The sequence below is a fragment of the Paenibacillus sp. RS8 genome (genome assembly GCF_041956825.1).
Taxonomy (GTDB): domain Bacteria; phylum Bacillota; class Bacilli; order Paenibacillales; family Paenibacillaceae; genus Paenibacillus_AQ.
In genome coordinates this window covers 4,142,132-4,168,084 of the sequence record NZ_CP168131.1, presented here as the reverse complement: position 1 = coordinate 4,168,084, position 25,953 = coordinate 4,142,132, and the positions used below count along the sequence as shown (strand labels likewise).

Sequence of the window (25,953 nt, the reverse complement as noted above, 5' to 3'; positions counted from 1 at the left end):
GAATCCGCTCAGCCTTTTATTTATGCCGATACGCCTAATTCGCTGTATTTGGACTCAGGAACCAAAAAATGCACTTAGAAATGATTGACAAATAAGTTCGTTGCATATATGGTTAATTACATAACTAACTAACCAATGAACATGGCGGTGAATACATGGGAAGCTTAATGGATGATACACGACCGATATTTATGCAGATCGCCGAACGCATAGAAAATGACATCATCGAAGAAACACTCTTGGAGGAATCACAGGTTCCTTCAACAAATCAATTTGCTGTTTTCTACCAGATCAATCCGGCAACGGCTGCGAAAGGTGTGAATTTGCTAGTGGATCAGGGAATATTGTACAAAAAGCGAGGTATCGGTATGTTTGTTGCTTCTGGAGCGCGCGCAGTATTGATGGAGAAGAGAAAAGAGCAATTTTATGAACAATATGTTGTAACTATGATCCGTGAAGCTGAGAAATTAGGAATAACGTTGGATCAATTAACGAAGATGATTCAGAGGGGAGATAATCAGTCATGAATGAAATTGTTGAGATCAAGGGGCTAACCAAGTCGTATGGAAAGGTAACCGTCATCCAAGACGTTACTTTTTCTTTGGAACAAAATAAAATCTATGGACTCCTTGGCAGAAATGGTGCGGGGAAAACAACGATCATGCACATGATCACAGCCCAGTTATTTGCTACAAGTGGTGATTTGAAGGTATTTGGAGAACATCCCTACGAGAATAACCGCGTACTCAATCAGATTTGCTTCATTAAGGAAAGTCAAAAGTATCCGGATACGTACCGTATTATCGATGTTCTAGAGGTATCCGCGTTATTTTTCCCTAGCTTTGATCGGGACTACGCCCAATCCTTAATCAAGGACTTCAATCTCCCCTTAAAAAGAAGAATAAAGAAGCTGTCCAGAGGAATGCTCTCGGCGGTGGGTATTGTAGTCGGCCTTGCTAGCCGCGCTCCGCTGACTATTTTTGACGAGCCCTATTTAGGTCTGGATGCTGTAGCAAGAAGCCTGTTTTACGATCGATTGATTGAGGATTATTCAGAATATCCACGAACAGTTGTCTTGTCTACACATTTGATTGACGAGGTAAGTCAATTGTTAGAGCATGTCATTGTTATCGACAACGGTAAGATTATTATTAATGAGGATGCTGAAGCTCTTCGCGGGCGAGCCGCTAAGGTAATTGGTGCAACTGCGAAGGTCGAAGAGTTCATCTCCAGTAAAGATGTTATCTCTCGTGAACCTTTTGGCGGATTAATTTCTGCCACTCTAGTCGGGTTAAACTCAACAGATCTATCACGTGCTGAGATGCTTGGTCTGGAGATCTCCCCCATATCTTTACAACAGTTAATTGTCCATCTTACAAATAGAAGATCTCAAGGAAAGGAAGTGGCAGCACAATGAACCATATGACAGGGATATTAAAAATGCACTACAAGGATAAATGGTTTTGGTTATTTATGCCTTGGATCATATTATTGTCCAGTTTTCTCGTTAATCTTATCATAGCTTTTTTCATGCAAGAACCCATGTATACAGGTGGCCTAGTCTCTATCTTTATTTACATGTTTGTCATAGGTATCATCATTTTGGTACAGACTTTCCCCTTTGCCTTGGGCTTAAGTCTACGGAGAACGGATTATTTCTTCGGTACCTCCTTGATGGCTGTTATTACAAGTGCCGGCTTCTCCCTTCTTCTGTTCCTGCTATCCGTTATAGAAAACAATTTAACACCTGGATGGGGTGTGCAGCTACATTATTTTCACCTACCATACTTGAATGATGGTACTGTCCTAGAACAGCTGTGGATCTATTTTATGATCATGTTGCATATGTTTTATTGGGGATTTGTTATATCCAGTATCTTCCGCAGATTTGGTAGAAGCGGTCTATTCATTTTCGCGGCAGTCATGTTTATTCTGTACAGTGTCGCTGGATTGTTAATGACGTATTATCGGTGGTGGGGAGATCTATTTAATTGGTTTGCCAGCCATACCGCATTTGATCTTGCCTTGTGGACCATGCCTTTGACGGTCTTGTATGCACTCTTATCGTTCTGGATGCTTCGAAAATCTACAGTGTAAGGCACAGCCTCGAATATTCTAAATATTGTAGGTGTAGGAGGTACCTTTATGGATTATGTGAGGGATTACGCCATGTATGTTTCTATATTCGGTATGTTTAGTTTTAGTTGGTTTGGTTGGGCACAAGAAAACCCCAGATCCAGCTGGCGTAAATATATTGGCATAGCTTCTGGTGTATCCCTTCTCATCTGCTTGATTGGTATCTATTTAAGTATAACGAACTGGGATGCTCCCTCCGTTTTAAATGACAAGACCTCTTTTGATAATTATTTAATTTCTGTCTATATTGAATTATTTGTGGCAGGTGCTGGAGCTTCTATATTGTTGAAATGTAAGTTTAATGATTACGTTGCTCCTTGGATTGCCTTTATTGTAGGAATTCATTTTATTAGCTTAAAAAGTGTTTTTAACGATTTCAGTTTATACCTTTTAGCAGCACTTCTTGTTGCAGTCTCTATCACATCACTATTCATATCAAAAAAGCTTAACGTCGCAAACAGTGCAATTACAGGCATTGGTACTGGAACAGTTCTGTTTGCCTATGCCCTATTAGGCTTAATTCGATATTTATCGATCTAGATACGATTATGCTCCAGTTGCCTCGGATTAATTATATTCACAAAAAAGAAACTCCCTTGATTTCTCAAGGGAGTTTCTAGTGATGCGGTCGAGAGGACTCGAACCTCCACGGTATTGCTACCACACGGACCTGAACCGTGCGCGTCTGCCAATTCCGCCACGACCGCACATCGTAATGACTACATATCCATCTTGCGTCACAAGATAGATCATACCATGCTGAGATTAATGCGTCAATATATTCTCTAGCTTTTCTAATCATTCATTATTTTATGGATAATTATTGCTTTTACTTCCGAATATAAGGTATAATGAGAACAAAAGTTCGCATAATATAAATGAGGTGATTTATAATGGCGACTACAAAGTTGAAGACATCCATGGTTGATGAAGAGGTTACGAAAGAAGAAATGTCCCTTGTCAGAAGCTATTTGCTGCTAACGTTTATTCATAAAGTGTTCGAACGTGACTGCCGTGTAATCAGTAAGAGTGGTCTGTTTAAGACCCCTCAGCTTTATATGGAGCTCGTGTCTGGTGCCACTAAGAAGACCTCATTAATGCTTCAAGAAGTTACGCGCGAATTGAGCTCACATGATCTGAAGGTCACAACCGTTCGCCAAGATCAACGGGGCGTCGAGGCCTTGTACACCTGTAGAGGATATCAAGGTGAGATGAATATATTATGGCCAGGATTCCGTAGAGAGATGCTGCTGCGAATGCGCGCATATCTCGGCCTGTCCACAGAGCTCTCCATGCTCTCCAGAGAAGAAAGTGAGACCCAGCTAGCACTAACCATATAATCCGCCATAAATAAAGAACAGCTCCCTACCCACTTGGGTAAGGAGCTGTTTATGCTGCCAAGATTATATATTATCAGGAGCTTTTCTTGGTTCGCTGAAGGGTTGGAATAGATAATTCCGATCAAGCTTTACTACCCGTCTATTCTGACGACGTATCATCACCTGCGAATCGTCCCAAGCCAGAACAATCCCCTTTACATCATTACTTTCTATGCCATCACGCACCACACGAATTTTCTCACCGGAAATTCGGTACGCATCCAATTGTTCATCGCTAATCATCATAAATCCCTCCCTCTATATAGCTTATCCTATATTCATCCAGAAAAAAGACCCAAATGAAAAGTCATCTGGGTCTCGTATAAGCAATTGACCAATTGCATGTCTACTAAAGCATTCTTATATCAGCGCTTCATTCTTCTCAAACCAGAAGTCAAGAACTTTAGCGGACATCACACGTTGCTCCAGATACTCCACTTGGTTAGTTGTGAATTTCTCCCTCCAAGGGAAGGAAAGTTCCTCACACAAACCTTTGATTGTCAGAAGCTCTGACCAAGCTACATAGCGTTTGTACCAAAAAAACTGAGGATGTTCAATCATATAGGGATACAGATCGTCGAATTCCGTGTGTTTGCAATCCAGCGCACGCTCGAAGTGATCCTTGGCCTCGGTTAATTTATCAATAAAAAATTGCTCAGTCACCGGTTCTTTCCCCATTGTGACGCCTCCTCCCTATGTCTGATTTTATTATAAAGGAAAATCTATAGGGTGAAAAGCAGTTGTTTAAAAATAGGCATGTTCTTATTCAAATTCGGGTTATTCTCCAAATTCAATGGTGCCCCCGCTGAGAGAGGTTATTCTTACAAGTGACTCCAACCGGATCCCCTGCTCCTTGATCGTTCGAGCTCCTGCCTGAAAGCTTTTTTCCACTACAACGCCAAGACCAACCAGCTCAGCGCCAGAGCGTTGAATAATTTTAATCAGCCCGCGTGCTGCATCACCATTAGCAATAATATCATCGATAAAGAGAATTTTATCCTCCGGGGAGATGAATTGGCGAGACAACATGATATCGGTAACGATACCTTTCGTAAAAGAAGGAACTCTTTCACAAAGTGCGTCCGGATCTGCTAGGAGCGTTTTTTTGCGGCGTGCAAAAACTAACGGCACCTTTAACTCATATGCGGTGGCAAATGCCACGGCAATGCCCGAGGATTCCACGGTCACAATACGTGTAATTCCGCAGTCCGCAAACCTCCCGGCAAACTCCCGTCCCATTTCCATCGTAAGCTGCGGATCTACCTGATGATTCAACAGTGCATCCAGCTTCAGCACTTCATCCGAAACGACGACACCTTCCTCCAAAATCCGCTGTTTCAATACTTCCATGATTTTGAACCTCCAATACCCTTTATAATCGCAGACGCTCCGTACAAATGAATCACGGAAGTCATGTCCTACTGATCCTCATCATAACCTGTACTATACAGAGTGCACAAGGCAATCCTGCATAGCACTCCTTATGATTTTTCTTTTGCTTCTTAAAACGATTAGGAGGGCAGCCATGAAATCACATGTCCGAACAATGCAGATCGCTTTCACTTATATCGGCACCATTGTAGGAGCCGGATTCGCCACCGGTCAAGAAATATTGAAATTCTTCACTCGTTACGGACACTGGGCAGTCCTGACCATCCTGCTCTCTACTATACTATTCATATGGCTGGGTACAAAAATGATGGTCATCGCTCGGCGCATAGAAGCAGAATCTTATGAGGACTTTAACCGTCATCTCTTTGGTGACCAAGTTGGAAGCACCATCAGTTTGTTCACGATGGTCATCCTGATCGGTGTCAACAGTATTATGCTTGCCGGGGCTGGAGCTATTTTTCAAGAGCATCTTGGATTTCATTATCAAACAGGGCTAATACTAACGTTGGTTGGTTCTTATTTTCTGCTTAAGCGGGGGATTTCCGGTATTCTGCAAATGAACAGTCTGATTGTCCCGCTAATGCTTACACTATCACTCATCATTATTTTTAATACGTTTCAAATTCCAGGAGCAGAACGATTTCTATTCCTAGAAAATGATCGATCTATCTTTGGCGCTTGGATGTCGCCGCTGCTCTACACCGCCTTCAATCTAGGTATGGCTCAAGCCGTATTAGTTCCGATGGCTCGTCACACAGATGAAGAAAAATCTCTGGTCTGGGGCGGTATTATAGGTGGTGCCGGGATCGGCTTTATGTTGATCGCCGCGCATTTCGCGATGAGCTCACAAATGCCTGGGATTCTCCAATTTGAAATCCCTATGGGTAACATTGCCATCCGGCTGGGCACTGTAGTGCAAACTATATATTTGCTGCTGATTTTTCTGGAGATCTTCAGCACTTTTGTTGCCGACATTTATGGCGTTACCATGCAGTTAAAACAACGAATTCCCGTTAAACCCACATTGATTACACCGATTCTAATGTTGGTCTGTTATTTACTGAGCCAATTTGGCTTTAGCTCTCTTCTCTCCGTGTTCTACCCGATCTTCGGCGCTTTATCGCTGGTCTGGGCTGTCATGCTGCTACGTACGCCATGGTCTATTCCACCACGTATTGAATCCTCATCGGGTTCGAGTGGAAAAGGGAACAGCCTTGCATCCATAAAACCAGTTACACGGAAATAACTGCTGCTGTTGGAATGATTCGTGCTGCCGCTTCCGCCACATGCTTGTGACAAGTCATCATTACAATCTGGCGGGAGATCGACAGTTCACCAAGCAGTGAAAGAGCAGCATGAAGACGAGCTTCATCAAAGTTGACGAATAGGTCATCGAACAGCAATGGCAGCGATACTTGCCGAGACATCGTCTCTGCCAGTGCCAAGCGGATGGAAAGGTACAGCTGTTCTGCCGTCCCGCGGCTAAGCAGTCCGCTGTCGATTAGTCCAGCATTTTTGTGTTCAGCTTTTAGCTCTTTATGGCCCAGAGTCATAACAACTCTCTTGTATTCCCCTTCCGTCAGCTTGGAGAAATAGTCGGATGCAAGCAATAGTACCTGCGGCTGCTTCTCCTGTTCATAAATACGGCGGGTTCTTCCAATTAATTCGGCTGTTAATGCTGCTACCGCATATTTATCAGCCACAATTCGCAGAGCGGCTCTCTGCTCTTCCAATCGCTGAATTACGGAGTCCTCCATACAACGCTCTTTCAAGTACTCCCTTTCCTGAAGCAGCTTCCCTCGTTGCTCCAGCAGGGTGTTCCACATTTCTTCCTCCTGTTCAGCCAGCTCTTCAGCCGCTATCCGTTCTTTTTGAAGTGCTGAGGCATCATGATGATCTAATACTACCTGCAGGGCGGCAACTCGCTCATCCTCCCAGCCTCCAAACATAGCTAACTCCCACTGACGAATGGATTTATTCAGCTCACTACGCCGCTGTACAGCAGCCGACCTTCGTAAGAAGTCCTCCCCGCTTATTGCTCCGCCTTCATGCAACAGGTGTTCACGCTGTTCTCTAAGTTCACCTAATACTCTATGGCTTTCCTTAAGCTCCTCCAGAAGCTCCTGTAACCGTGACTGAATACTTTCCCGGCGAACCAGGTCCTTTTTCAGTTCATCCCAAGCTCTTTTTCGAAGTTCCAGCCAGCTCAGTAAAGTTAGTGCAGATCTTCGTTGTCCATCCTGCGCGTCCATATCAAAGCTAGTTGCCGCTACGCCAGACTCGTTTAAAGGATCAGTACCTGATTCATAAATGAGAGCAAGCAGCTCCTCCTCGAACAAGTTGCACTCTGCTTCAAGCTGCTTTAGTCGCAAAGAGAGCTTATTCTCTTGGCGCAGCAGTTCGTTCCCCTGCTCCACCATTGCAAAGATATCCGGCAGCCCTTCCGGGGACAACCCTTCAGGCAATCTGCGCTCACGCAGCCACTCTTCATATTGCTCAGCAGTTTGAGTGAAAGCCGTCTCTGCTCGGGTCATTTCTTCCGCGAGCAGCTTCTCTTGGCCTGCCAGCGTCTCCAGCTCCGTGCGGCAGGCATCCCGCTCGGCGGCATAGCGTTCAATGCGCTGCCGCCAAGCTGACCAAGCCTCCATGAGCCTGCGAAGCTCCCTCATGGAGGCTTCCAGCCCGCCTGCGTCAGGGCTGGACCCTGGGGCGGCCGACCGCCGCCCCGGCATAGCGCTCTCCGGCTCCGCCCCGGAGAGCAGCTGCCCCCGCAGCCGCAGCATCTCGGCTGCGGCTGTGCCCGCGTCCCCGCCATGCCCTGGCGGGGACGCTTCCGGCCGGCGTGCTCCGCTGAGGCCGGCCCAAAGGGCCAGATCGGCCGCGCCAAGCAGTCCGATCGCGAGCACTGCGCTGGCCGGCGGAGCACCGGTCAGCCACAGCGCTGTGGGCAGCAGCACAGTTAGTGCTGCCCCAGCCCACAGCAGGCGCCGGTAGAGCGCGGCCATGCGCTGTGCGCTAGGGCCGTCACTTCCGGCGCCGGGGGCGCGCTGCGGCCCCTCGCTGAGCTGCGCTTCGCGCCAGCGCTCGGCCGCCTGCTGCAGCTCGTCCCACAGCTGCAGCACTTCACGGGCGCTGCGCGGAGCCAGCTGCGCAAAAGATTCGGCGCCGGTAGCGTGCTCACGCGCCAACGCCCGTTCTGCTGCCTGCAGCGAAGCTGAGGCAGCGGCCAAGCGGGATCGCAGCGTCTGCCGCGCTGCGCCCTCCGCCTCCATGCGGCGATCATAACTGGCGAACGCCGCCGCAAACCTCCGTGCAGCTTCACGATCTGCCGCTGCACCCGCAAATGCAGTCAGCTCTGCCGCGCTCCAGCTGACATCAATGCCTCGCAGAATTCGCTGCAAATGCTCATTCAGCGCGGTCAATTCACCTTCTAGCCGCTGTCTTTCTACTCGCAGGTTTTCATAGTTGCTCCGATGGCGATCCAGCCGCTCCAGGGCAGGCCCCTGCGCTATTAACAACGCATCCGGTGGATTCTGCGCCAGCTCATCCGTAAGCTCACTTTGCAGACGTTCATAACGAGTTACTGCTCCTAGAGCATTTCGAATTTCACCTTCAAGTGCCTGATAGCGAATCGCTCCATCTTCAGGAAAGGTTGTAATCACTAGTAGGTCTTGCAGCTCGAGCTGCGCATCGCTCCATTTTAACCACAATTCACGAACATCTTGAGCTTTGCGAAGCATCACAAGCTTGTCTCCAGTAAGCTTACGTTGTTGTTCCAATTGATCCAGCTCAGATTCCATAACCTTTATTGCTGCTATATTACCGTTATAACGTGGAAGATAGGAGCGGCTCTCCGCCATCTGGCGCTCTAGTTTCTCAATAGCCTGAACGATTTTAGCAGCTTCCTGCAGTTTACCCCGAGGTTTATATAGCTTCTCAGCTTCCTGTACCAATCGGCGTTCCGCCCGCATGATCGTTCCACCGCCGCCCATCCCTGCATGAAAGAGAAAGCTGCTCATCTCTTCTGATTGAAGCGCAGCAAGCTCCTGCAGTTCATCGAGAGAGACCGCGAACAATTGATGGAACATGCTTCGAGAGATGCCACCAAGCAAAAGACGCTCCATTTCAGCTTGTCCTAGCTCTTGCGTCGTTCCATTCGGATGATTAACCGCGATGTTCAGCTTCTCATTTCTTCCTGAGCCCTCACCACCAGAGGTATGGCGACGAATGGTCCATAGACCACCATTCATATCACGCGCCTTCAGTATTCCCCCATGCAAACCGCCTTGCATAGGTTCATACCTCTCCGTAGGGTTACCACGACTTGGAATTCCAAATAGCATGGAGCGAATAAACTGCAACGTCGTGCTTTTTCCTGCTTCATTACGTCCATAGAGTATGGTAACGCCTTCCGATAGATCAATCTCTCGGTTATGCAAACGTCCGAAGCCATGGATCTGCAAATGTTCAATTCTCATCTTCTGGAGCACCCTCCATTCCACCGAGCATTGTGATTCCCTGTTCCGCTGCACTACGAAGCCAATTTAACTTCTCCTCTTGACTTGTCACCGAGAGCAGCTGTCGCAGCTCCTGATTCTCCATGAGCGGCTTAAGCGCACTGTTTATTAATTCTTCAAGCGCTTCTGCTGAATGTTCCGTACGATCTGTAATTCGCAGCATTTCTCCAAGAAAGCTATCCTCCTCTAATAACCGTTCACGGTCAATAGCTAACCCGGACTCTACAGCGAATCCTTCCACCCAGACAAGTCCTTTATAATCTTTACGCTCAGCCCGAACCGCCTCACGGCGCTGGAGTTCAGACAGCAGATCCTCTGCCGCACCTTTTTCAGCTAATACTTTATGTACGTCCCCGCGTCCAATCAGACGAAATCTAACCACTGACATCAGCTCCGGGAGTTCCTCCCTGATTTCGTCAATCACCTGCTCCACCCTTTGTATCCATTCTGCTTCATGACTTAATCCCTCAATGGATAGATCCCGTACCTGCCAGCGAACATAATCAAGCTCATGAAACCGGAGCGCAATACTTCCAGCCTCATCAACATCCACAACATAACAACCCTTTGGTCCGGTTTCCTTAATACTGCGTCCCTGTATATTGCCTGGGTACACAATTGCTGGTTTCTCATGCAATATACTGCGTTTATGGATATGCCCAAGCGCCCAATAATCAAAACCCCGTTCGATAAGATCCCTACGGCTACAAGGAGAATATGTCTCGTGCACCAAATCACCATCTACATTTCCATGCAGCATAGCAATATGAAACAGACGGCTGCCAGGCTTTCGAGAAAAGGTCAGTGCTGTGTTGTCAGTAACTTTCGCAGTCGGATAAGAGATTCCACTAACAATAGCTACTTCTTGACCATCTTTACGACGATGAGCAGTGACATGATCTGGCTTCTCCCCTCCGAACACGGTAACATGCTTTGGCAATTCCGTTGCCAGACGCAATCCATCAAGTGGATCATGGTTACCATGGATCAGAAACACTTGAATCCCGTGCTGGCCAAGTTCCTTGAGCGCTTCTTGAAATCGCAGCTGACCCTGTAAGGAAGCATCTGAAACATCATACACATCTCCACTGATGACAATAAAATCAACTTCCTCTTGGATCGCAACGCGGACAAGCCGCCCTAAGGCGGCGAAGGTTGACTCGCGTAAATAAGAACGAATGGCTGGCGAAATATACGCCAGCCCGGCAAAACGGCTATCCAAATGTAAGTCAGCAGCATGTAGAAATCGAAATGGAATCATAGCTGCTCACCCTTTCGTTCCTGAGGGATACTGTAAGTATGTCTTTTTAAGTTCATTAGCGACACGAGTCAGCGAATACAAGCTTTTCGCTTTATCCCAAGCTGAACGAGAAAGCTCATAACGATAAGCCGGATCGGATATCACCTTCTCTAAAGCATCAGCAAGTGCAATTTCATCATCAGGATTGACGAGCAGACCATTCACACCATCTTCAATTTGCTCCGGTATCCCGCCAACATTCGTCCCAACTAAAGCCAAGCAGCTAAGCGCCGCTTCTGCAAACACCGATCCGAAGGCCTCTGCCCGAGATGGCAGCACGAAAATATCAAAGAAAGGCATGAATTCTTCCGGATGGAGCGTATATCCATAAAAAATCGTTTCATTATAAATCCCTAATTGTTTAGCCATATTTTCCAAATCCGCACGGGAAGGTCCATCGCCGATAATATGCAGTACATATTCATGACCGCGATTTTTAAGCTCAGCACAGGCTTTGAGTAACGTGTCAATTCCTTTGGCTGGAACCAGACGTGTCACAGTCACAAGCTGGGGTATAGCGTTGTCATGCGGGACTGGCTTAAACCTTTTTTCATCAAAACCATTCGGGATTACTCCTATATTAGAAGGATCTTGAATATATGGCGCCACATACTCTGCAAAAGCTTGAGACACGGTCATTAACTGATCACTTACATGCTCAAGTTCGCGGTAAAGCGAAACTAGAAACTGATGCTCCAGACCACCATCAGAAATAGCTCCATTCAGTATCAGCTCTCGCTCATAACTGGAATGTAAGGTTTGAATTAACGGAGTATTTGGAAATACTTTTTTCATTGCTAAACCAGCAATTGGATGATGGGAATGGATAAGATCATATGTCTTGCTCATTCGTAATTTAGTCCACCATAGATAATCACGATAGGTCTGAATATATTTCTGAACGATCTGACTTTCCCCAAACTGGGTCCAATCAAAGGTCTCGAATATGACTTCTTCATGTCCCTTGTTGCGAATCCTCTTAGGTAACCAAAACAAATCCATCTCCCAGCGGCTTGAACGGAACCTTTCCTGAAGATAAGGGATCATGGATGATACACCACCGGGTTGCTCCGGCGGGAAGAAGAGCGCTTGCAGCAAATTCATATGGTACATCCCCTTTACAATTGCCTTACGTACAGTAAGACTTGGCAATTATGATATAGTTGTGTATATGTAGAATTTCAGGTACGATTACGTTCCCCATACCTTGATTTTATCGGTATAAACATGAAACAGCAACTAAGAAAAAGGAGAATGATCTATGAAGGAAGAACAGCTGCCTGCCTCTTACACCGCATATATACAAGAAATGCTGGGGCAAGAGGCAAATGCTTTTCTAGAAAGCTATTCAGCACCACGAACGCAGGGACTTCGCTTTAATCCATTGAAAAGCATCTCAGATTCAGGTCAAGTCGCAGTAGAGCGCACAGTCTCACAGTTTGATCTTAAACCTATCCCATGGTGCCCAGACGGTTATTATTATGAAGAGCCCGCTCGACCAGGCAGACACCCATACCATGCTGCCGGACTATATTATATTCAGGAGCCTTCCGCAATGTCCGCAGCCGAACTGCTGGCACCTAAACCCGGCGAAACCGTCCTCGACCTTGCAGCTGCCCCTGGGGGCAAAACTACGCATATCGCTGGATTAATGCAAGGACAAGGCCTCTTAATCTCTAATGAAATTCATCCGGAACGCGCAAAAATTTTGGCAGAGAACGTCGAACGTCTAGGCATAAAGAACACCCTCGTAACCTGTGCAACGCCAGAACAGCTATCTTCTCGCTTCCCACAAGCATTTGACCGAATTATGTTAGATGCCCCTTGCTCAGGAGAAGGCATGTTTCGAAAAGATCCAAATGCCGTTCAAGAGTGGTCTCCTGACCATGTGGTTATGTGTGCGGCGAGACAATGGGACATCCTGCAAGACGCCTACCTTATGCTTAAGCCTGGGGGGACTCTAGCCTACTCTACTTGCACCTTTAACCGCCAAGAGAATGAGGAGATCATTGCCCGATTGACGGATCGCTACCCCGATATGGAACTACTTACCCACAAGCGCCTTTGGCCACATTTAGAAAAAGGCGAAGGCCACTTTGTTGCACTCCTACGTAAGCAAAGTGTCACCGAAAATGACGTTAATGACGATGTCAAACGCAGCACTAATAAACGTCGTAACAAAAACAACCCAAAAATCAATTCTTCCGTACGCGATGCATACCAGTTATTCCAAGACTGGGCTTCGTTAGAGCTGCCTGGTTTCTCATATCAAGGCATCCCTCTGCTGTTCGGTGAATCTCTTTATCTACTGCCTGAATCCTTTAGCGGCAACCTCCATACGGGGCTGCTGGATGGACTTCGTATTCCGCGAGCCGGGCTACATATTGCCCATTTAAAGAAAAATCGAATTGAACCTGCTCACGCCCTCGCGATGGCGATTCAGCACACAGATGTAACACGTAGTTTTGATCTCAGTAGCGGGGGGATGGAAATACATGCTTGGCTCCGGGGCGAAAGCTTACCTGTGCCGGTGGAATTACATGGATGGACACTAGTAACTTTAGATGGATTGCCAATAAGTTGGGGCAAAGCAAGCGCTGGCCAACTTAAGAATCATCTTCCAAAAGGACTGCGCATCCTAAAAGCCCATATTGACGAGCAATAGGCCATAGACCAGTTCATCCAGTCCACTTTGGCATATGATGTCATTATCTCAGAAAGCTGCGACATCCGCCGCAGCAATGGGAATAAGACATACGTTAAGGAGGAATATATCATGGGTGAATTTCATGGAGGAGCCTTCACTTCAACTGGTGCGATCTTGGTACTCTTTATCTTGCTCGTAATCATTTCCCGTTCATTGTTCGTTTAATACCAATCCGGCTAAATAGACGGTGAAATTAAAGCGGCTGTGTCGTCCTTTTTGGGGCGGTGCGGCCGCTTTATTTCTTTCCAACATAACATTTCCATTTGCTGTTCTCGTGAATATTTACCGTTTGAAAGCCAGCTTTCCGAAATAAATGATCTATCTCTTCGTTCTTTGTGTATTGTTTCATGTGATAATTAATTTTATAGACCTCAGAAATAATGACAAACGTTCCGCCTGCCTTCAGCACCCTATACACTTCACTTATATCATGTTCAAGATCAGGCCAGAAATAATGCGTCTGAATAGCCGTGATCGTCCCAAAAAAACTTTCGTTAAACGGTAGCGCCGATACGTCTCCCTGACTGATCTTCACCCTACCTGCGGCAACAGCCTTGTTGTTTTTTTGAATGGATGTCTCCACAGCTTGCTGGGAATAATCTACGCCGTAGATTTCCTGATGCTTATGTTGTTTTACAAGCGTATGTATAGTTTGACCACCACCACAACCTATGTCCAAAATAGGGGCATTGTTCCTAATTTCTATTTTTGAGAGCCCCCACGCTGTTATACTGGTATGTGCCTGGTTCATGATTTTGATCATAATATTTCCCACGAATCCTCTCGGGTTCTTGGCTTGATTGATCAGCGTATTCAATAATCCCATATTTTTAATCTCCTATTAACGATTTCGAATCAATAAATTGCCGACTTCTAATTCCTTTTTGGAGTACTCGTCATTTCTGCAATCGAGCAGCACTTCAACTCTGTAAGTCTCAGCGTCCACACAACAGATCGTCTGGGAGCCTAAAGAAATAGTAATCATTCCATCTTGAACAACAACGTCAGTGAATATGTCTTTAAGCAATTTTTTATCCTTTTGAGTCCATGCTCCAAATATATTTACTTGTGAGATACCTTGAATATTTTGGTCTCTACTGTTTGGAACCATATATTGCTGCATAAAAGCTAGGCTTTTCTCGTCATTCATTTGTTGTAAAAAGAATTGAAAAGGCACTCCTTCAAATTTCGGTATGTATGAATTTTTCCATGGCATCGTTCTAGTTAACAGATTAAAAAACCAACGGAACCGCAAAGGTTCTGGTGTTGAAGCTTCAATATTTCGACTTGAAAGCTCCTTATATACAGCATCTATATCTTCTACATCCAAGGCAAAGCCTATAAGACCCCGATGTCCACCCAGATAATCCTCCGTCCAACTTTTCAGCCAACCTCCACCATCCTTTTTCTTAATTCGAACCCATTCAAAATATTCATTTCCGATCCATATATTTGATACTTTAAACCCCCTTGTACCCTTTCCCCACTTCGGCTCATATGGAAGACCAAGCGTTTGGACTGCCTTAACAAACGTTTGGTCTTCGTGTACATTACGATCCACATTTACAACTAGATGATCAATTTTCACTCATGCACCACCTTATTAATTTGCCATACCAGCAGCCTGATCACTTGATATATGTTCCGTAAGATTTTCAGTTGTAACTACCCACTTAGCTACGTGATATTCTATTTTATGAATACTAGTATATGAAGTCGGAAAATGGGTGTTTTTATATAGCCATCGATCGTATTCCTCCCAAAAAAGATTGTTATACACATTTCAATAAAACATCCTTCTATTCCTCCATTTTTGTTAAATAATCCTATTCGGCAACTTAAAAAAGCTACCGATTGATCGGAAGCCTTTTTAGCTGAACCTAGTGATTGTTTGTATTAAACTTTGTGATCGCTTGTTGCTGAAGTTGATCCCAATGGGGTGTCGCAATGTTTGCTTGCTGCTTCAAACTATCGAATGAATCAAACAAAGCTGCTATTTCGCTGAAAGAACCGTCTACTAATTTCATAAACGGTAATTTATGAATTATTTTCAGACCATAATACACACCCTGTTTGTGTTTTCGAACAAAGTTAACTTGACCTGCTGGAGTGATAGTATACCCTAGTTTCTCCATAATTTGAAATCCCTCGTCCATTACTGAGATGGCTTGTTTTAACAGCTTCTCATCCTTTGACACCTTTTTCAAATCCCCGTCGTGAAGATAACTAAGAGAGTTCAAAGCCACTATAGGCACGATATGACTTTTAAGCCAAGCATCCATATCCTCATGATAAGTTAGCTTATACTTTACATTTTTAAAGGCATTTTCCAGTACAGGCTTTATTAGAATCTCACCGTCTAGACTGCCAAGTACCATTTGCCCTCCAGCCCTTATGTTGATGATCCGACCGCTCGCCTCACGAATGCCTCCACTAAGCTGAAACCCGAAGAGTATATTTTTTCTCATACTGCTCATATCCTGAAGATCCTTTTGCATGCCATGGGCATCGCCGTTATTCCCCACAAGAATTATATTCTGACTCTGATTCTTAGCTAGAATAGGTAATACAGCTGGAAAATCATTGTATTTCATAACAATAAAAATAAGATCATAGCGATCATCCGGTCGAAGCTCTGAGATGACTTTCACAGCATCTACAGTGTTTTTGTATTGAAAATAATGGCGAAGAACAAGTCCGTCTTTCGTCAACTGCTCCGCACGCTTCCCTCTGGCAAGCACTGTGACATCGTTCCCCCCACGCACTAGAACATGCGCAAGGTAGCTGCCTAAAACTCCCGCTCCAAAAACTAATACTCTCATGTTTAACTCCTCTATCCCTTTTTAGACATTTGTTGAATTTCGATCAACTGTTCGATAAAATCAGATTATCACATCTCCGGTAGGGTTCAATCGTTAGTTTGATCGGTTTTGTTGATTTTTCAACAGAAACCAATACATTGTTTAATAAAAGGGAGTATTACCATGGATAGAAGAATTAAAAAAAACCAAACAGCCATCATGAATGCATTAATTCAACTGATGGCTGAAAAAGATTTTGAGAAAATAACGATCAACGAAATCGCAGAGCGTGCTGATGTAAACCGCGGAACAGTTTATTCCCATTATGCGGATAAATACGATCTGATGGATAAATGCCTGGAGGCTCAGCTCCAACAACTAATTGAAAGTTGCTCCGCAGTGGAGGATGTAACCGAACCCAATCCCTCTAAAACGTCATTACTCCGCACGCTGGAACAATTGGAGGAGAATGCTCTCTTTTATAAGACTTTATTAAGAAATAAAGCTCTGGTCTCCTTTAGAAACCAATTACAAGAAATGATAAATGAGCAGATCAAGGTACAATTTTTAGAAAACAATTTTAATCTAGATGAGCTGAGTAAAGATATATCTGTGCAATTCTTAAGTTCGGCGACTGTCGGAGTGATTGAATGGTGGTTTACCCATAGTAATCCTTGTTCTGCAAAAGAGATCACTGAAAAGTTATGGTCCATGCTCGATCTAAATCTGCAGATGATCCGTTCTCAAGCTTGAATATGTTCTCCCATATCCATCTCATAAATGGAGCTGATAATCTTTTCAATAGGAATCTCCTTAATGGAAATATCAAGGATCTCTACCTTTTCGCTAAGAATATGTAGAAACTCGCCCATTTTACATTGCCCGGTATCGATCATTAATTCCACTTCGTAATCCGATATTCTTTCCGATAGCAGAGTCCCGGGCAGATCAATCTCACCAATAGTTGTGGCAGCAGAAAGCCTGACTACCTTTTTCGCACCCAGATGAAGTCGAAGTTCAGAGAACTTATCGTCATATACTTTTTTACCTTGATGAATAATAAGTACTCTTTGAACCAAACGTTCCACATCTTCCAAGTCATGTGTCGTTAGAATAAATGTGGTGCCTTCCCGATTCATTTGTTTAATGAATTCTCTAATTCTTTGTTTAGCTATAACATCCAGCCCGATCGTCGGCTCATCTAAAAAAACCACAGGCGGTGAATGAAGCATCGCCATAATAAACTCGCATTTCATTCGTTCTCCCAGTGAAAGGGTGCGCGTGGGCTTAGTGATAATATCGCCGATCTCAAACATGTTAACAAATCGATCTAGTCTTGTACGAAAGTCGTTTGTAGGAATATCATAAATTTCCTTGTTCATATAAAAGCTATCCAAAGGGGGAATGTCCCATATTAATTGCGATTTCTGTCCAAATAAGACCCCGATTTGTTTAACATATTGATTTTTCTGCTTATGAGGGTTGTATCCTAGAACATTTATTTCTCCCGATGTAGGGTAGAGAACGCCTGTCAGCATTTTAATAGTCGTAGATTTCCCCGCACCGTTTGGACCTAGAATGCCAATGATTTCTCCTTTTCCAACATTGAAAGAAAGATCCTCTACAGAGGTAATAATCGATTTTTCACGGTGAAACAGACTTTTAAATACACTTTTTGCATCCTGTCCACGGTGATACGTTTCATATTGCTTAGTTAAGTTCTTGACGGTAATAATATCCACTGTAATTCTCCTTCATACAAATTCATCCCCCGGCACTTTTGTAACTACGAAGCATATAGGTATAGAGCCAAATTCCGAAGGCAGCAAATAACACACACGGGATAATCGCTATAAAAAAATAGGCTTCCCATCGTCCAATAAGTGTAGAGGCTGGAAAGTAAGCAATCATCGAAACCGGAAACAGAAAAGAACTCACGGCTACGACTGCTTTTGGAAAAATCGTTCCTGGATATCGTCCAAAAGACTTAATACTCTCAAACATCTCCGGCAAGCGGGAATTCGCCACCCATTTGAAGGAAATCGCCGCCACAATAAGTGCCACCCCAAACATGACCAGCAGCCCTGCTCCAAACAACAACAGGAATAATAACCAAGAGCTGAACGTCACCTCTTCAATTCCGCTAAGTGCGTAAACGAACATGACTAGGCCACCTCCTAAAAGCCCGATGCTTTCGAATTCAAAAGATCTAGCCAATAGTAAAAATAAGCTCGAGGTAGGTTTAATTAATACCACTTCCAGCGTTCCTTCCACCACATGGGACATCGTATTCCACATAATTCCGTTAAAAAAAATCCCGGCACAAGCCGTAGATAAAATAAAAACAGATTGAATTAACAGCGCCTCTTTAAAGGTCCATCCTGCAAATGAAGCATTCGAATTATAAATGAATACCGTTACTAGAGGAAACAACACATTCCCTATAAGCATGATAAGACTATTAAGAATAAAATTAACACGATAAGTGATAGCAGAAGCTATATTCGCCTTCATACAAGTTTTGTATATTAAAAACATACGTTTCATGCGCCCACCCCCGTAAAATGCTTAAGCGACACCGCATACAACACCCGGCAGACTATTCCGGCAATCATAACGGCTATAAGCTGCAGCAACAAAACTTGAGGAATAGGTAAGGTTATATCAGCTAAAGTATAGCTACCTGTATAGACCATTGCAGGAAGAAAGGTCGTATACTGAAACGGTAAGAAAAAGGACGCCATTTGTAAGGATTTTGGAAAAAAGACTAATGGAATCAGCGATCCTGAGAATATCCCCTCGCAAAGACTAAAAAAGTTACGAATACTAGAGGACTGCACCATCCAAAAGGCGACCATTCCAATACTATAATGGATAAAAAAATTCATCATAAAAGCCATTGCTATCGAAAGAATTGCATAAAGTAAATTTGCTGGCAAAACATCAATATGAAAAATAAAAAAGAAAATCATAAAGCAGGGTATAAATTCAAATAGAAGTCCAAGTACCCTATGCCCTGCCTTCTGAGACAACGCATAGAACATATGATTCATCGGTCTTAAAGAGAAGGTAATGAACTTCCCCGTGCGGATGAGCATTTGTAAATTCCAATCGGCAAAATCCATGGTCAAATAGTTAATCAGCATCGTGGCACAAAAATAAGAGAGCATATGGGAAAGCGACATTCCGTTAATAGAAGATTCCCCACTATAAACAGCGCTCCATATATAATACTGCACCAAAAAATACACAGGACCCACAAATATAGAAACCATCGAATGCGTCCTGTACGCACTCCATTCCTTATAAGTAACAAAAGCAACCGCTCTCATAAGGCGAAAGCGGTGCTTTATCATCTCAAACATAAGTCACATCCTGCCTATCTGTAGATATTTCATAAAAAATAGCAAACTTCTTATTCGAGTCCGGACCAGATCACATTATGTGTGCCAAAAACGCCTCTACCATCCCATACCCCTTTATGCCAAGGGAGATACCAAGCGGCAACCATCTTTTCTATAGGGTCAATGAACAAGGCACATGCTCCTGCCCCTTCGTGAAAATAAGTGCCTTCAGAGTAAGAAGTACTTACATTAAATCGAAGGTCCGGCCCAAGTCCGTATGGACGATCCGATCCTCCATCTCCCCATGCGTAGTTTGGAATTTTCTCAGTATTGAACCGCTTGGTCATTCTTTGAACAGCCATACGACTTAAGATATGACCACCCTCGTATTCCCCTTGGTTAAGCAACATGATTCCGAACTTTTGTATATCAGTAACTGTTGAATATAACCCCCCTCCAGTTCCGGGAAGCTTGATTTCTTCTTCAGACCTTTGTTCCTCATCCGTAAATTCCCCGTTTTGCAGCTTCTGAAGATATTCCTTGGCCCCTTCCGAACGAATGGCGATCCTACTCGCTTTCTCTGGCGGTATAACAAAGAAAGTATCTTTCATGCCTAAGGGTTTTACAATGTTGTCCATTATGTATTCTTCTGCAAAAACACCCGTTATTTTCTCGATAATTGCACCCAAGATCACATATCCGAACGATGAATACATCCATTGCGTCCCTACTGGAAAATGAAGCCCATAGGAAAGTCCAGCTTGAATCCAGTTTTCTTTCCCAACCTCAGATTCATAAATATACCACCAAGCACTTTTATAGTAAGTATCACTTATAGTGCCATGATCTGGTGCAATGCCGGAGGTATGAGTCAGTAAATGGGCAATTGTAATCGGCTTAAAAGGATCCGCATCAAACTCTGGTAGAATAGAACTAACAGGCTGCCCCATAAAAATCTTACCATTATCCGCAAGCTGCCAGATCGCTGTCGCTGTAAACAGCTTTGTAATTGAAGTAATGCGGAAGATTGTATCCGTTTTCATTTCTTGGGTGCTGTCTTCTTCGTAACTGAAACGTCCCCCGGCACCATTAGCAAATATTTTCCCATAACGACTTAGAGAATAAATATAACCATCAGCTACTTTCTTATCACAGAGATCCCCATAAAAATGATTAAGTGCCTCTAAGCGGTCCTCCCTGTAATTCACTTCGTGCAGCTTACTAAGCTCTGTGGATGATAACATCGTTCACACTCCCCTAATTTTAATAAACACGCAATAAATTATCATAAATGTAAATATACACCTAACTCATAATACCTTGTCAATGTAATAGTTACAACATGATATTTCACGTACTTATAAATTAATTCAGTTTATTAATTACATAAATAGCATGCGCTAAAACCCTAATAAATGGAAGGTCAATTATATATTTAACTATTCTTTACTGATCTCACTACCGGTAGCCACTGTCAAGAATCGAGCAAAAAGCGCTGCTCTATTGAACAGCGCTTTTTACTCGATATGAAATGCCTTTATTATTCTAGTTCAGCCGGCTTTACAATGGCTGTACCTTTGTTATTCTTGGAATATTTAGCTTCAATTTTCGTGGTGTATGTATCTTTTTCTCCGTCACTGGTCAGCACATAACTCAGATCGACTGTCAGCTTTTCCGTCTGCCAGGTCTTAGTATTGACGAACAATTTCCAAGTTACGCTTTTCGGTTGAACGGTCTCACCATCCCAGAGATTCTCCTGGTCATACAGCGCGATTATTCCCTTAGCTGCTGTCGGATCAGTTATCGTGAACTGTAGGACCGTCTGTGCGCCAACATTGTTGACTTTCATCGATTTTTTATAACTTTTGACCGAATCAAGCATGGAAACAGGATCATATTGACCTTTCGAGTAAAAAGCATTCCACTCCGCCTTCTCCAGTCCAAGCCAATACTGTGCATTGGGATCGATGGGCTCCCCGTCATCGTCGTAACCCTCGTCTTCAGATTCATCGATAAGCTCACTTCCGTCTACAAGATAGTAATACTCCTTGTCATTGGCATACAGGCTGTAAGATGTTTTTAAAAGACTGCTATCGACGGTGCCTGCTGCGGCAAAATTCGGCAGACGGTTGATATCCAGCTTCAGTGTGTTGGTGTTGCTGATACGCACCCCTCCGCTTTGAATATCCTGTTTTTTGGTCACATCTAAGTGGAAATTCTTTAGTGCTTTGGAGGCTGCCGTTACTTTGCTGATCATTTGATCCGCAGTGACTGCTGCTGTCGTAGCTGCAGACACAACTTGAGGATTAGACATCCATCCGACCGTTCCGGACAGCAATAAAGCACCCGCTGCCAACCCTGTACCTATTGTTTTAAAAAAACTCTTCATGTACTTCCCCTTTCGGCCCCTTGCGATAATGTAACGCCGTATAGGTTGGAATAATAAAAACAGCCCGAAATAGACTACACGTCCTTCAGAACTATCCATAAGACATCCCTATGGCGGCCTGGCGATCATTTCCTTCTGTAGAAAGGCTTTAGACCCATGGCTTTGTGTCATCATCTTTCGATGATTTTACCTTTAACGCGGACATTCAATTAGTTTAAAGGATGTTTGTCCCTTTGCCAATTTTAGCATGGTCATATTTACCTGTAAACGACTTATCTTCCATTTATCTTCACAATAAAGGTAATAGATTAATTTTAATTCAAATTGCTGTTTTCTCTTTCATCAAAATCCTGGTCTAGGCTGGTGTCAGTATTATAAGTCCAATGACCCTTAACATATTTCAAGTAAATAAGAGCTTCGTATTTATCATTGTCCCCCCCTTCATTGTATGTAACATCGCTCCAATCGAGTTTCCCTTGGACGACAGCTTCCTTTTCTCCTAGGTAAACGACTCGTTCGTCGGTTAGCAAGTACCTCGATTCAGAATTGGCAAAGTGCCCCTTCATCATACTTTCCCATGTCACCGAACTGAACACAACAGCATTCCATTCTTTAATAATCGAGGGGTCTGTATATTGGGTAGTAAGATCAAGATTTTCGGAGTTATACGCATTGTAATAGGTTCTTAGATCTGCCAATACGGCATTCTGCTCGGTTTGATGATTCTCCATAATAGCCGCAGCTTTCTTATCAATATCCGCAGGAAGCTCCATACGATTAAAAATCAAGCTATCATTCGCGATCTTCCACTGTCCTCGTTCATATCGAATATCGAAAAGATACACAGCTTCTCGATTCAATTCTTCTGTGTTCTTAATGTAAGTTACTTGAAGATTCGCTTCACTAGCAGAAGTGTATTCAATCCGATCTATTGTCACTTTGAAGTCTTTAACTGCGATTTCACTGATTGGTTGATTAGCTTCATAATCATATTCTAGATTCATATAACCTAATTTAAGATTATCAGATGTTAATAAACGGGGACTAAACGTTTCGTAGTATTTCGTAAGTAGTTCTTGAATAGCAGCGTCCTGACCCTCTCCGTACGGTTTCAAGCTCACGGATAGCTTAGATTGATCATAACTAACCGAATATTTCGCTAAGTTACTAACCAAACGAAGAGGAAGATACACTTGTCCATTAAGGACAGGAATCTCTTTATCCAAATAATAAGTCACTCCGTCGTAGTAGATGATAGCCTCACCAGCCCAGAATTCGATTTCAGCACCTCTTATGACCCCTGAGATTTTACGAGTATCGGGATCAAATGATACCTTATAACCCATGGCGGAGAAAAATTGGCGATATGGCACGTACATAACACCAGACTTTAAGATCGGATGAACGCCAGCAACCCTTACATTATTCACAAACAACTGAATAGATTTGTCAGCAGACGCTGTCCCTATAACAAGCGGTGTAGTCATTATCAAGCAAAAGCTCAGTAAAAGAACCGCAAACTTTCTAACCATTTAACACATCCTATTCTCAATAATGGCGTAATTTGTTCTACCTGTTTAATTCAACTTCTTCTATATTTCCGTCCCATTCCATGATGACTTTTTTATGAAGGGAAGTGTTTCTATAAATACTATTGAACCTGATTAGCTAAGTCTACTAGTTCGGAATCATCCAGTTTGTAATCACCTAACAGATCAAGATTTCCGTTGATATAATAAACAAAGCGGGCCAAGAAACCATCTTTGCTCTCCCACCAAATAGATTGACTGGTCTCATCCTCATCGTAATAAGCCTGTTTTCCGTTTTTTAGTGTATAAGGTTGTTTACCTTGTTCAGATACTTTCTCTGGATCATTTATAACCTTACTTAGAATCAACCTAATTTCCTGTGTGGTCTGCTTGTTTTTATAATGAAAGATATATTGTTGGAGTATATATGGATTATCAAGTTCTATCTTCGTACGAACTTCATTCACTTCAAATGGAAATCTAAACGGCTCAACGAAATCATAATTCATCGATAAAACCCTATCTTGATTACTACCGCTGCATCCACTTATTAAAATAATCAATATTAATAAAACATAAGAAAAAACACTCTTCATCTCTTCCCTCCTTCGTATTACATAACAAGTAAAAGGTAGCAAATTATTTGGGTACACATACCATCAATTCACCTAAGGATACATCAACCAAATATTGGAATTAACATCTATTATATCAAACAAGTATAGAGATTAAAGGAGAATACGAAATTAGCAAACCAAAGAGTACTAGAATGAATTACCTTCACAACAAAAAAAGCATAAAACAGACTCCCGTCCGCTTTATGCTTTGCACCTAAACTTATTTTACAAATCCAAAAAATCTTAGGATAAACAATATTTTACGAGCGCATCACGCACACCATGCTCGTTGTTCGAACCCGTTACAGCATTCGCTGCCGCTTTTACCTCTACAGGAGAATTATCCATCGCCACACCCATTCCTGCGTAAGTAAGCATAGAAATGTCATTAAAATAATTACCGATGGAGAGAACTTCTTCCTGTGGTATTCCCAGCTTCACAGCAAGATTTTTTAAAGCGTTACCTTTAGAGGATTCCGGATGCATCAAATCAACGAAAAATTCACCACTCCGCAAAATGTTGTATTCAGGGGTCCAAGTACGCCATTCACGCTCAGCTTCGTCAAGAATATCTGGCTGTGTAAATACAGTAAACTTAACAACCGGCTCACGGAAATCTTCCCAGGCTGGCAGTGTTGCAGGCACAATACGAAAGTGCTCATACATATAATTAGCTTCTTTTGTCAGGTTCTCTACATTATCAACATACATATCAAAAGCAGTATTCACATCATAATGAATATTGTGTTTACGGCAATAGTCAATATAGGGGTCAAGACCACGTGCATCCATACCGTATTGATGCAATACTTCACGATCTTTCACACGTACCGTTGCTGCCCCGTTGTGACCTAGTACGTAACCAGACAGCCCCATTTCCTCCATAAAAGGAATCGAGTTCTGTGGACTGCGTCCCGTACACAATACGATTTGACCGCCAAGGCGTGTAACCTCAGCAATAGCTTCTTTATTCTCAGAGCTTAAGTGGTGATCATCATTTAATAGCGTACCGTCCACATCTAGTGCAATCAGTTTGTATCTCATACTCCACCATCCTTGTCTTTCTTTTTCTATATTATTCTTTAGATGATTCTGCGCCTAAGAGTGCCAGTTCCTCTAACGTCAGTTCCCGACAAGCTCCAAGCGGCAGACTTTCATCCAGCTTCAATTCTCCCATAGATACACGTTTCAGAAAAGTGACTTTTTTGCCTACCGCCTGAAACATACGCTTCACCTGATGAAATTTCCCCTCAGTGATGATAAGTGAAATATGAGAAATCACTTTGCTGCCGCACTCTCTTCCAAGAATGGTTAAGTGTGCAGGTAAAGTAACGTAGCCATCTTCCAGCTCCACCCCTGCTGCAAAAGCCGCGACATCATCCGCGTCTACATCGCCCTCGATGGTTGCCTCGTACGTTTTCGGGACATGCTTACGTGGCGACAGCAATTCATGGGCAAGCTTCCCATCATTAGTGATCAGAAGCAGTCCCACAGTATCCTTATCTAGCCTTCCTACAGGAAACGGTTCAAACTGTGCATATTCATGCTTTAAAAGATCCAAAACTGTCCGATCCCGCTTGTCCTCCGTAGCTGACAGGACACCCGGGGGTTTGTTCATCATAAGATATATGAATTCACGGTAGGTAACAGCCTCTCCCCCTACCTCTATTTTATCGGCATAAGGATCCACATGGTACCCACTATCTTTTACCACTGTCCCGTTCACCAATATTAAGCCTTGTTTAGCTTGTTTACGGATATCACTGCGCGACCCCACTCCAATATGGGACAATACTTTATCTAATCGTTGTTTTTTGGCGGGCTTACCTGATTGGCTCATTG

27 protein-coding genes, 1 tRNA gene and 1 riboswitch are annotated in these 25,953 nt (G+C 43.5%); of the genes, 9 read left to right on the top strand and 19 right to left on the bottom strand.

The features are described 5' to 3' along the window. Positions 1-155 precede the first annotated feature (155 nt). Genes ACDZ28_RS19750 through ACDZ28_RS19735 form a run of 4 tightly spaced genes read left to right on the top strand, consistent with a single transcriptional unit; the run spans position 156 to position 2,676 of the window. On the top strand, positions 156-527 hold the full coding sequence (locus tag ACDZ28_RS19750) for a GntR family transcriptional regulator (RefSeq protein ID WP_042126405.1): 372 nt from the start codon (positions 156-158) through the stop codon (positions 525-527). Continuing rightward, entirely contained in the window at positions 524-1,417 is an 894-nt protein-coding gene (locus ACDZ28_RS19745; protein ID WP_375102561.1) for an ABC transporter ATP-binding protein, read from the top strand. The genes ACDZ28_RS19750 and ACDZ28_RS19745 overlap by 4 nt, the downstream gene beginning before the upstream one ends. Next, on the top strand, positions 1,414-2,097 hold the full coding sequence (locus ACDZ28_RS19740) for a hypothetical protein (protein WP_042126401.1): 684 nt from the start codon (positions 1,414-1,416) through the stop codon (positions 2,095-2,097). Before ACDZ28_RS19745 ends, ACDZ28_RS19740 begins: the two co-directional genes overlap by 4 nt. 48 nt (positions 2,098-2,145) lie before the next feature. Continuing rightward, positions 2,146-2,676 carry a hypothetical protein gene (locus ACDZ28_RS19735; RefSeq protein ID WP_375102560.1) on the top strand — a complete coding sequence of 177 codons (531 nt, stop codon included), beginning with the start codon at positions 2,146-2,148 and terminating at the stop codon, positions 2,674-2,676. A gap of 83 nt (positions 2,677-2,759) precedes the next feature. Here ACDZ28_RS19735 and ACDZ28_RS19730 read toward each other — a convergent pair. Beyond that, positions 2,760-2,843: transfer RNA gene (locus tag ACDZ28_RS19730), tRNA-Leu, on the bottom strand. Between the two features lie 186 nt (positions 2,844-3,029). Here ACDZ28_RS19730 and ACDZ28_RS19725 point away from each other — a divergent pair. Further along, on the top strand, positions 3,030-3,476 hold the full coding sequence (locus ACDZ28_RS19725) for a hypothetical protein (protein ID WP_339290322.1): 447 nt from the start codon (positions 3,030-3,032) through the stop codon (positions 3,474-3,476). Between the two features lie 63 nt (positions 3,477-3,539). Here ACDZ28_RS19725 and ACDZ28_RS19720 read toward each other — a convergent pair whose 3' ends face one another. The 3 genes from ACDZ28_RS19720 to ACDZ28_RS19710 form a co-directional block, all read right to left on the bottom strand. Next, complete coding sequence (locus tag ACDZ28_RS19720; protein ID WP_042126394.1) at positions 3,540-3,758, bottom strand: hypothetical protein; 219 nt, start codon at positions 3,756-3,758, stop codon at positions 3,540-3,542. Between the two features lie 117 nt (positions 3,759-3,875). Continuing rightward, complete coding sequence (locus ACDZ28_RS19715; RefSeq protein WP_036689410.1) at positions 3,876-4,193, bottom strand: hypothetical protein; 318 nt, start codon at positions 4,191-4,193, stop codon at positions 3,876-3,878. A 99-nt stretch (positions 4,194-4,292) separates the two neighbouring features. Further along, positions 4,293-4,865, bottom strand: a complete 573-nt coding sequence (locus ACDZ28_RS19710; protein ID WP_042126391.1) for a xanthine phosphoribosyltransferase — start codon at positions 4,863-4,865, stop codon at positions 4,293-4,295. Positions 4,866-5,040: 175 nt separating this feature from the next. On the opposite strand from ACDZ28_RS19710, the gene ACDZ28_RS19705 reads away from it, so the two are divergent. Continuing rightward, positions 5,041-6,153, top strand: coding sequence for a hypothetical protein (locus tag ACDZ28_RS19705; RefSeq protein ID WP_375102559.1), 1,113 nt, complete (start codon positions 5,041-5,043; stop codon positions 6,151-6,153). On the opposite strand, the gene ACDZ28_RS19700 is transcribed toward ACDZ28_RS19705, so the two are convergent. The 3 genes from ACDZ28_RS19700 to ACDZ28_RS19690 are packed head-to-tail and all read right to left on the bottom strand — an operon-like array spanning position 6,140 to position 11,828. Further along, positions 6,140-9,385 carry an AAA family ATPase gene (locus ACDZ28_RS19700; RefSeq protein ID WP_375102558.1) on the bottom strand — a complete coding sequence of 1,082 codons (3,246 nt, stop codon included), beginning with the start codon at positions 9,383-9,385 and terminating at the stop codon, positions 6,140-6,142. The genes ACDZ28_RS19705 and ACDZ28_RS19700 overlap by 14 nt on opposite strands. Beyond that, positions 9,375-10,685, bottom strand: coding sequence for a DNA repair exonuclease (locus tag ACDZ28_RS19695; protein WP_076119703.1), 1,311 nt, complete (start codon positions 10,683-10,685; stop codon positions 9,375-9,377). Before ACDZ28_RS19695 ends, ACDZ28_RS19700 begins: the two co-directional genes overlap by 11 nt. Before the next feature lie 6 nt (positions 10,686-10,691). Next, the gene (locus ACDZ28_RS19690) at positions 10,692-11,828 is read right to left on the bottom strand and encodes a glycosyltransferase family 4 protein (protein ID WP_042126384.1); all 1,137 of its coding nucleotides are present in this window, start codon (positions 11,826-11,828) and stop codon (positions 10,692-10,694) included. Between the two features lie 157 nt (positions 11,829-11,985). On the opposite strand from ACDZ28_RS19690, the gene ACDZ28_RS19685 reads away from it, so the two are divergent. Beyond that, a complete protein-coding gene (locus ACDZ28_RS19685; protein ID WP_375102557.1) occupies positions 11,986-13,389 on the top strand; it encodes an RsmB/NOP family class I SAM-dependent RNA methyltransferase in 1,404 nt (467 codons plus the stop codon). A 111-nt stretch (positions 13,390-13,500) separates the two neighbouring features. Beyond that, positions 13,501-13,596 carry a sporulation protein YjcZ gene (locus ACDZ28_RS19680; protein WP_197069771.1) on the top strand — a complete coding sequence of 32 codons (96 nt, stop codon included), beginning with the start codon at positions 13,501-13,503 and terminating at the stop codon, positions 13,594-13,596. A 70-nt stretch (positions 13,597-13,666) separates the two neighbouring features. On the opposite strand, the gene ACDZ28_RS19675 is transcribed toward ACDZ28_RS19680, so the two are convergent. From ACDZ28_RS19675 to ACDZ28_RS19665, 3 genes are all read right to left on the bottom strand, one after another. Then, positions 13,667-14,257 carry a class I SAM-dependent methyltransferase gene (locus ACDZ28_RS19675; protein ID WP_375102556.1) on the bottom strand — a complete coding sequence of 197 codons (591 nt, stop codon included), beginning with the start codon at positions 14,255-14,257 and terminating at the stop codon, positions 13,667-13,669. 15 nt (positions 14,258-14,272) lie between these two features. Further along, complete coding sequence (locus ACDZ28_RS19670) at positions 14,273-15,019, bottom strand: VOC family protein (protein WP_076119706.1); 747 nt, start codon at positions 15,017-15,019, stop codon at positions 14,273-14,275. Positions 15,020-15,311: 292 nt separating this feature from the next. Next, the gene (locus ACDZ28_RS19665) at positions 15,312-16,253 is read right to left on the bottom strand and encodes a ketopantoate reductase family protein (RefSeq protein ID WP_375102555.1); all 942 of its coding nucleotides are present in this window, start codon (positions 16,251-16,253) and stop codon (positions 15,312-15,314) included. 162 nt (positions 16,254-16,415) lie between these two features. On the opposite strand from ACDZ28_RS19665, the gene ACDZ28_RS19660 reads away from it, so the two are divergent. Next, positions 16,416-16,985: a TetR/AcrR family transcriptional regulator gene (locus ACDZ28_RS19660; RefSeq protein WP_375102554.1), complete on the top strand. Its 570-nt coding sequence runs from the start codon at positions 16,416-16,418 to the stop codon at positions 16,983-16,985. On the opposite strand, the gene ACDZ28_RS19655 is transcribed toward ACDZ28_RS19660, so the two are convergent. From ACDZ28_RS19655 to ACDZ28_RS19615, 9 genes are all read right to left on the bottom strand, one after another. Further along, positions 16,976-17,974, bottom strand: a complete 999-nt coding sequence (locus ACDZ28_RS19655) for an ATP-binding cassette domain-containing protein (RefSeq protein ID WP_339290307.1) — start codon at positions 17,972-17,974, stop codon at positions 16,976-16,978. The genes ACDZ28_RS19660 and ACDZ28_RS19655 overlap by 10 nt on opposite strands. Positions 17,975-17,996: 22 nt before the next feature. Continuing rightward, the gene (locus ACDZ28_RS19650; RefSeq protein ID WP_375102553.1) at positions 17,997-18,746 is read right to left on the bottom strand and encodes an ABC transporter permease; all 750 of its coding nucleotides are present in this window, start codon (positions 18,744-18,746) and stop codon (positions 17,997-17,999) included. Positions 18,747-18,775: 29 nt separating this feature from the next. Then, on the bottom strand, positions 18,776-19,597 hold the full coding sequence (locus ACDZ28_RS19645) for an ABC-2 family transporter protein (protein ID WP_042126368.1): 822 nt from the start codon (positions 19,595-19,597) through the stop codon (positions 18,776-18,778). 50 nt (positions 19,598-19,647) lie between these two features. Next, the gene (locus ACDZ28_RS19640) at positions 19,648-20,820 is read right to left on the bottom strand and encodes a serine hydrolase domain-containing protein (protein ID WP_375102552.1); all 1,173 of its coding nucleotides are present in this window, start codon (positions 20,818-20,820) and stop codon (positions 19,648-19,650) included. A gap of 296 nt (positions 20,821-21,116) precedes the next feature. After that, complete coding sequence (locus ACDZ28_RS19635; protein ID WP_339290303.1) at positions 21,117-21,965, bottom strand: DUF6612 family protein; 849 nt, start codon at positions 21,963-21,965, stop codon at positions 21,117-21,119. Between the two features lie 109 nt (positions 21,966-22,074). Beyond that, positions 22,075-22,166, bottom strand: a riboswitch (cyclic di-GMP riboswitch). 113 nt (positions 22,167-22,279) lie between these two features. Next, on the bottom strand, positions 22,280-23,497 hold the full coding sequence (locus tag ACDZ28_RS19630) for a copper amine oxidase N-terminal domain-containing protein (protein ID WP_339290301.1): 1,218 nt from the start codon (positions 23,495-23,497) through the stop codon (positions 22,280-22,282). A 119-nt stretch (positions 23,498-23,616) separates the two neighbouring features. After that, complete coding sequence (locus ACDZ28_RS19625) at positions 23,617-24,090, bottom strand: hypothetical protein (RefSeq protein WP_339290299.1); 474 nt, start codon at positions 24,088-24,090, stop codon at positions 23,617-23,619. Positions 24,091-24,354: 264 nt separating this feature from the next. Continuing rightward, a complete protein-coding gene (locus ACDZ28_RS19620) occupies positions 24,355-25,155 on the bottom strand; it encodes a Cof-type HAD-IIB family hydrolase (RefSeq protein WP_339290297.1) in 801 nt (266 codons plus the stop codon). A gap of 31 nt (positions 25,156-25,186) precedes the next feature. Beyond that, positions 25,187-25,951, bottom strand: coding sequence for a pseudouridine synthase (locus tag ACDZ28_RS19615; RefSeq protein ID WP_339290296.1), 765 nt, complete (start codon positions 25,949-25,951; stop codon positions 25,187-25,189). Positions 25,952-25,953: the final 2 nt, after the last annotated feature.